Below are 6,424 nucleotides of genomic sequence, written 5' to 3'. Positions count from 1 at the left end.
TCGCTTCCGGAGGCCAGCGGGCTGTTTCGGCGCGCCATTTTGCAAAGCGGTTCGGGAGCGCTTCTCCTCCGTTCGCCCAAGACCGCCATGGCGATGACCGAGCGCATTCTCGAGCGCGCCGGCATCCGCCCGGGTGACCGCGGCCGGCTCTTGTCGATTCCCGCCGAGGAGCTGCTGCGGGCGGCGCTGTCGCTCGGTCCGGGAATCATGTACGGTCCGGTGGTGGATGGCCGCGTATTGCGGCGCCATCCGATCGAGGCGCTCCACGACGGGGCGGCCAGCGGCATTCCGATTCTCATCGGCGTGACGAAAGACGAGTACAACCTGTTTACCTTGACGGATCCATCGTGGACAAAGCTTGGCGAAAAAGAACTGCTTGACCGGATCAACCGTGAAGTCGGGCCCGTGCCGGAGGCGGCGATTCGCTATTATGCAGAGACGGCGGAGCCGTCGGCGCCCGACTGGCAAACGTGGCTGCGCATCATGACGTACCGTGTTTTTGTCGAGGGGATGCTGCGGACAGCGGACGCCCAAGCGGCCCACGGAGCGGATGTGTACATGTACCGGTTTGATTATGAGACGCCGGTGTTCGGCGGACAGCTGAAAGCATGCCACGCGCTCGAGCTGCCGTTTGTGTTTCACAATCTCCATCAGCCGGGCGTCGCGAATTTCGTCGGCAACCGGCCGGAGCGCGAGGCGATCGCTGACCAAATGCATTACGCCTGGCTGGCGTTTGCCCGCACCGGCAACCCGAACGGCGATCACTTGCCGGAAGCGTGGCCGGCGTATACGAGCGAGCGCAAGGCGGCCTTTGTCTTTTCAGCCGCCAGCCATGTCGAAGATGATCCGTTTGGCCGCGAGCGAGCGGCATGGCAAGGACGCTAGAAGATTTGATTCGTGAGGGAGCACCGCCATCTGTGAAAAAATGGACTTCGGCCTCTCTCCGCTAAACCAACAAAGGAACGGCCAACCGCCGTTCCTTTGTTATTCGTTTGCCCCCTGAGAAGGAAGCCCGAACTGTTCCGCCAGCGCTGGGTCGCGGTCGATGGCCTCGATGAGCTTGCGCATGACGTTGACGTCAAACGTAAAGTTCGCCCCAATCGGCGAGGTGACGAAAATTTTCCCTTTCTTCGCCTCCCGCGCCCGTTTGAATTGATAGCCGTCAATCGCGATGACGACTCGTTCGTCCGGTCTTGCCATTGAAGTCCCTCCAGTCGTTGCCGATTTGCTTTCTATTGTAACGTATTTCGGCGGCGGACGACAATGATCATACCGCACCCGATTCATGGAGCGTCAAGCGGATGGAGGATGAAACGCTCCCCCATCTATGCCAAAGGGGAGGAGCAGGGAATTTTTTGGCCCCATCCCTTCGATTTAGCCCTCTATATAAGTTGAAACTTTTCTTTATTGCAACTTATATAGAAAAGACAGGAAATGTAGTCTTTCCTTCAACATCGTTCCATTCTTTCGCTGCCTCCAGGCCGATCAGATCAGGTCAGATACGTTGCGATTTTTGCCAGGCATTCGTCAATGATTTCATCGATTTCCTCCATTTGAGCATCTTCTGGCTTGTATTTTTTTAAAATTTTTAGATGACGGGCTTTCCAATCTAATGTTTCACAAAAAAGAGAATCTGTTCCTTTCGTCGTGTTGAGACAGGCCCGCCAGTTGCCGCCAACGGCGATCTATGGTATAGTGAAATTATTGCAACGTCGGTCGTTGGAGGTGTCAGGCATGCATGCCTTGCTTGTGACGCTGCTTGTCATTGTGTCGATCGCGCTGATCGCAGTTGTCTTGCTGCAGTCGGGCCGCAGCGCCGGGCTGTCGGGGGCGATCACCGGCGGCGCCGAGCAATTGTTCGGGAAGCAGAAAGCCCGTGGGCTCGATGCGGTGTTTCAGCGCGTCACGGTCGTGTTGGCCGTCTTGTTTTTCGTATTGACGATCTTGGTTACGTACGTACAGCCATCATAAGTCAAACATGGGGCGGTCCATAGAATGAAGGGCTGCCCTTTCTATTTCACACCAGAGAGGAAGGAGAACCTATGATGAAAATTGTTCCGCCGAAGCCGTTTTTCTTTGAAGCCGGGGAGCGGGCGGTGCTGCTTTTGCATGGGTTTACCGGCAATTCCGCCGACGTTCGGATGCTTGGGCGATTCTTGGAATCGAAAGGGTATACGTGCCACGCTCCGATTTACAAAGGGCATGGCGTGCCGCCGGAAGAGCTCGTCCACACCGGACCGGATGATTGGTGGCAAGACGTCATGAACGGCTATCAGTTTTTGAAAAACAAAGGCTACGAAAAAATTGCCGTGGCTGGATTGTCGCTTGGAGGCGTATTTTCTCTCAAATTAGGCTACACTGTACCTATAGAAGGCATTGTGACGATGTGCGCGCCGATGTACATCAAAAGCGAAGAAACGATGTACGAAGGTGTGCTCGAGTATGCGCGCGAGTATAAAAAGCGGGAAGGGAAATCAGAGGAACAAATCGAACAGGAAATGGAACGGTTCAAACAAACGCCGATGAAGACGTTGAAAGCCTTGCAAGAACTCATTGCCGATGTGCGCGCCCACCTTGATTTGGTTTATGCGCCGACGTTCGTCGTCCAAGCGCGCCATGATGAGATGATCAATCCAGACAGCGCGAACATCATTTATAACGAAATTGAATCGCCGGTCAAACAAATCAAATGGTATGAGCAATCAGGCCATGTGATTACGCTTGATCAAGAAAAAGATCAGCTGCATGAAGATATTTATGCATTTCTTGAATCGTTAGATTGGTAATGGAGAAAGGAGGGGATGGCCAATGGATCATGTGTTGGCCGAACGAATTTTAACGTTTATGCGCGATGAGGCGTACAAACCGCTGACCGTTGAGGAACTGGAGGAAGCGTTTGGGATTGCGGATGCTGAGGAGTTTAAAACGTTTGTCAAAACGCTTGTCGCCATGGAAGAGGAAGGTCTTGTCGTCCGGACGCGCAGCAACCGCTACGGCGTGCCCGAGCGGATGAATCTCGTGCGCGGCAAGGTGATTGGCCACCCGAAAGGATTCGCGTTTGTCACACCGGAGGAGCCGGGACTGGATGATATTTTTATCCCGCCGTCCGAACTGAAAAACGCCATGCATGGCGACACGGTGCTTGTGCGCGTCCAAGCCGATTCATCCGGGGCGCGCCGCGAAGGAACGATCGTCCGCATTTTGGAGCGCGGGGTGAAAGAAGTCGTCGGCACGTACACGGAAAGCAAATATTTCGGCTTTGTCATCCCCGATGACAAACGGATCGTCAACGACATTTTCATTCCGAAAAACGCGGCGAACGGCGCGGTCGAAGGGCATAAAGTCGTCGCCCGGCTCACCTCGTACCCGGAAGGACGAATGAGCGCTGAAGGGGAAGTCGTCCAAATTCTCGGCCATAAAAACGACCCGGGCGTCGACATTTTGGCGATCATCTATAAATACGGCCTTCCGCTTCAATTTCCAGAAGACGTGATCGAGCACGCCAACCGGGTGCCGGATGTCATTACGGAGAAAGACTTGGAAGGGCGCCGCGATTTGCGCGGCGAGATGATCGTCACGATCGACGGGGAAGATGCGAAGGATTTGGACGATGCCGTCACCGTGACAAAGCTTGAAAACGGCAACTATAAGCTCGGCGTTCATATCGCCGATGTCAGCTACTATGTTGAGGAAGGCTCGCCTATTGACCGCGAGGCGTATGAACGCGGCACGAGCGTTTATTTGGTTGACCGCGTCATCCCGATGATCCCGCATCGGCTGTCGAACGGCATTTGCTCGCTCAACCCGAAAGTCGATCGGCTGACGCTCTCGTGCGAAATGGAAATCACCCCGCAAGGAGAAGTCGTCCNCCATGAAATTTTCCCAAGCGTCATCCGCACGGCGGAACGGATGACGTATTCCGATGTCAATAAAATTCTCGTTGACAAAGACGAAGCCTTGCGGGAAAAATATGCGCCGCTTGTGCCGATGTTTGAGCTGATGGCTGAGCTTGCCGACATTTTGCGGGCAAAGCGGATAAAGCGCGGGGCGATTGATTTCGATTTTAAGGAGGCGAAGGTGCTTGTCGATGAAAACGGCAAGCCGTACGATGTCGTCTTGCGCGAGCGGTCGGTCGCTGAGCGGTTGATTGAAGAGTTTATGCTGGCGGCGAACGAAACGGTGGCTGAGCATTTCCATTGGTTGAACGTGCCATTTATTTACCGTGTTCACGAGGATCCGAAGCCGGAAAAACTGCAGCGCTTTTTAGAGTTCATCACGAACTTCGGCTATGTCGTGAAAGGAACGGGCAACCAAATCCATCCGCGCGCCCTCCAGCAAATTCTCGAAGCGGTGCGCGGCGAGCCGGAAGAAATGGTGATCTCGACCGTCATGCTTCGGTCGATGAAACAGGCGCGCTATGACGCCGAGAGCCTCGGCCATTACGGCCTGTCGACCGAGTTTTACACCCATTTTACGTCACCGATCCGCCGCTACCCGGATTTGATCGTCCATCGGTTGATCTGGACGTATCTCATTAACGGCCAGATGGATCTTGACACCCAGCAAAAATGGGCGGAAAAGCTGCCTGAAATTGCGGAACACGCTTCCGATATGGAGCGGCGCGCCGTTGAGGCGGAGCGGGAGACGGACGATCTGAAGAAAACCGAGTTTATGGAAGACAAAATCGGGATGGAGTTTGACGGCATTATCAGCTCGGTGACGAACTTCGGCTTGTTCGTTGAGCTGCCGAACACGATCGAAGGCTTGGTGCACGTCAGCTACTTAACGGACGACTATTACCGCTACGACGAACGCCACTACGCGTTGATCGGCGAACGGACCGGGAAAATGTACCGCATCGGCGATGAAATCACCGTCCGCGTCATCAACGTGAACAAAGACGAACGGATCGTCGATTTTGAAGTCGTCGGCATGAAGGGACGCCGTCCGCCGAAAGCGAAAGCCGCTCCGGTCGTCATTGAAGGGAAAAAGCAAAAGAAAGGAAAAGCGAAGGCGGAGCCGAAAGCGCAAAGCGGCTCAAACCGCAGCGCGAAGGCGAAAAAGAAGAAAAAGAAAAAACGGTGAGGAAAAGCCGAACGGGCGGCTTTTCCTTCTTTTTCGTTTTTGGTAAAATAAGAAACGCTACAATGAGGAGGGGGAAAACGGATGCCGAAAGGCGAAGGAAAAGTGATCGCCCAAAACAAAAAAGCGCACCACGACTATTTCATCGAAGAAACGTATGAAGCCGGCCTTGTGCTGCAAGGGACGGAAATCAAATCGATCCGCAACGGCCGGGTGAACTTGAAAGATTCGTTCGCCAAAGTGGAAAAAGGGGAAGTGTTTCTTCATAACATGCATATCAGCCCGTATGAACAAGGCAACCGCTACAACCATGATCCGCTGCGGACGAGAAAGCTCCTTTTGCACCGCCGCGAAATCAACAAGCTGATCGGCTATACGAAAGAGCAAGGGTATACGCTCGTGCCGCTGAAATTGTATATTAAAAATGGCTTTGCCAAAGTGGAGCTTGGAGTGGCCAAAGGGAAGAAAAAATACGACAAACGGGAAGACATGAAGCGGAAAGAAGCGCAGCGCGAAATCGAGCGGGCGTTCCGCGAGCGGCAAAAACTATAGAGGGTTGGTGATTCAAAGAAAAAACGGGAGATCCCAATTCTTTTTCTATTTAGAGAAACTTTGTCAGATCGACATGCCTTTCTCGTCCAGCGCCGCCGATCTGGGCGCAAAACCCGTTTTTCACCAGCCTTATAGGGAGTCGGTGGTGTATGGGAAAAACAGTTCTCAATCGAATCTTCTCCAGTGGAGAAGCATTGAAACATCGGCTCTTCTTTCCTGGCGAACTCCATCGCTTTGGCAAAAATGACCGTTTTTCACCGGGGTTGAAAACATTCCCATTGAAAATGCGCATCGCCATGGTATAATAAATAATGCAACAGCCAGTTATCCATCGCTTACGCTATTCCGATCTTTCTTCGCCACCGCGGGGACGATCCGGATTCGACAGGGGTAGGTCGAGCTTAAGCGGCGAGCCGAGGGGGACGTCCTCGTAAAAACGTCACCTAAAGATAACTGGCAAACAAAACTACGCTTTAGCTGCCTAATTGCTGCAGCTAGCTCCTCCCGCCATCGCCCGCGTGGCGTTCGAGGGGCTCATATGAAGCGGGCTACGCCCAAATCCGCCGCCTGAGGATGAGGGAAGAGACGAACCAGGCTAGCCGCCGGGAGGCCTGTCGGTAGGCGGAACGGACGGCGAAGCGAAATATACCGACTACGCTCGTAGATGCTTAAGTGGCGATGCCTCTGGACGTGGGTTCGACTCCCACCGTCTCCATTTCCAACATGTTGCTGTTTCGGATTAAAAATGGTGAACCTCTTGATACGACCGTGTTTGCGGTCGTTTTTCATT

The 6,424-nt window shown here is 53.6% G+C and carries 7 protein-coding genes, 1 other RNA gene and 1 pseudogene; 8 read left to right on the top strand and 1 reads right to left on the bottom strand.

Annotation, left to right across the window (positions count from 1 at the left end):
• The coding region (locus VU18_RS20490) for a carboxylesterase family protein (RefSeq protein WP_047758284.1) at positions 1 to 885 on the top strand (885 nt) is incomplete at its 5' end.
• A gap of 99 nt (positions 886 to 984) precedes the next feature.
• Here VU18_RS20490 and VU18_RS13325 read toward each other — a convergent pair.
• Positions 985 to 1,200 (bottom strand): hypothetical protein, encoded by a 216-nt coding sequence (locus VU18_RS13325; protein WP_013144264.1) that lies wholly within the window; start codon positions 1,198 to 1,200, stop codon positions 985 to 987.
• Positions 1,201 to 1,734: 534 nt separating this feature from the next.
• Here VU18_RS13325 and secG point away from each other — a divergent pair.
• The 7 genes and pseudogenes from secG to ssrA all read left to right on the top strand — a co-directional run bounded on the left by secG (position 1,735) and on the right by ssrA (position 6,352).
• Complete coding sequence (gene secG / locus VU18_RS13315; protein WP_013144265.1) at positions 1,735 to 1,971, top strand: preprotein translocase subunit SecG; 237 nt, start codon at positions 1,735 to 1,737, stop codon at positions 1,969 to 1,971.
• A gap of 74 nt (positions 1,972 to 2,045) precedes the next feature.
• A complete protein-coding gene (gene estA / locus VU18_RS13310) occupies positions 2,046 to 2,786 on the top strand; it encodes a carboxylesterase (RefSeq protein WP_033004594.1) in 741 nt (246 codons plus the stop codon).
• Positions 2,787 to 2,808: 22 nt separating this feature from the next.
• Positions 2,809 to 3,868, top strand: a pseudogene (locus VU18_RS20485) (ribonuclease R family protein); the annotation flags it as partial.
• A 1-nt stretch (position 3,869) separates the two neighbouring features.
• Positions 3,870 to 5,085 (top strand): ribonuclease R family protein (locus VU18_RS20480; RefSeq protein WP_236687403.1); only part of this gene is annotated, 1,216 nt, incomplete at its 5' end.
• Between the two features lie 81 nt (positions 5,086 to 5,166).
• Positions 5,167 to 5,634, top strand: coding sequence for an SsrA-binding protein SmpB (smpB, locus tag VU18_RS13300; RefSeq protein ID WP_013144268.1), 468 nt, complete (start codon positions 5,167 to 5,169; stop codon positions 5,632 to 5,634).
• A gap of 149 nt (positions 5,635 to 5,783) precedes the next feature.
• On the top strand, positions 5,784 to 5,939 hold the full coding sequence (locus tag VU18_RS18405) for a hypothetical protein (protein ID WP_014196709.1): 156 nt from the start codon (positions 5,784 to 5,786) through the stop codon (positions 5,937 to 5,939).
• 61 nt (positions 5,940 to 6,000) lie between these two features.
• Positions 6,001 to 6,352, top strand: a transfer-messenger RNA (tmRNA) gene (gene ssrA, locus VU18_RS17585).
• Positions 6,353 to 6,424 lie beyond the last annotated feature (72 nt).

It is taken from the genome of Geobacillus sp. ZGt-1 (genome assembly GCF_001026865.1).
Taxonomy (GTDB): Bacteria; Bacillota; Bacilli; order Bacillales; family Anoxybacillaceae; genus Geobacillus; species Geobacillus thermoleovorans.
This window is presented reverse-complemented; position numbering and strand designations above follow the sequence as displayed.

What these genes read in the sequence shown, in the direction of transcription:
- VU18_RS13325 (WP_013144264.1), bottom strand. Translation starts at nt 1,200, where the DNA reads ATGGCAAGACCGGACGAACGAGTCGTCATCGCGATTGACGGCTATCAA.
- secG (WP_013144265.1), top strand. Translation starts at nt 1,735, where the DNA reads ATGCATGCCTTGCTTGTGACGCTGCTTGTCATTGTGTCGATCGCGCTG.
- estA (WP_033004594.1), top strand. Translation starts at nt 2,046, where the DNA reads ATGAAAATTGTTCCGCCGAAGCCGTTTTTCTTTGAAGCCGGGGAGCGG.
- smpB (WP_013144268.1), top strand. Translation starts at nt 5,167, where the DNA reads ATGCCGAAAGGCGAAGGAAAAGTGATCGCCCAAAACAAAAAAGCGCAC.
- VU18_RS18405 (WP_014196709.1), top strand. Translation starts at nt 5,784, where the DNA reads ATGGGAAAAACAGTTCTCAATCGAATCTTCTCCAGTGGAGAAGCATTG.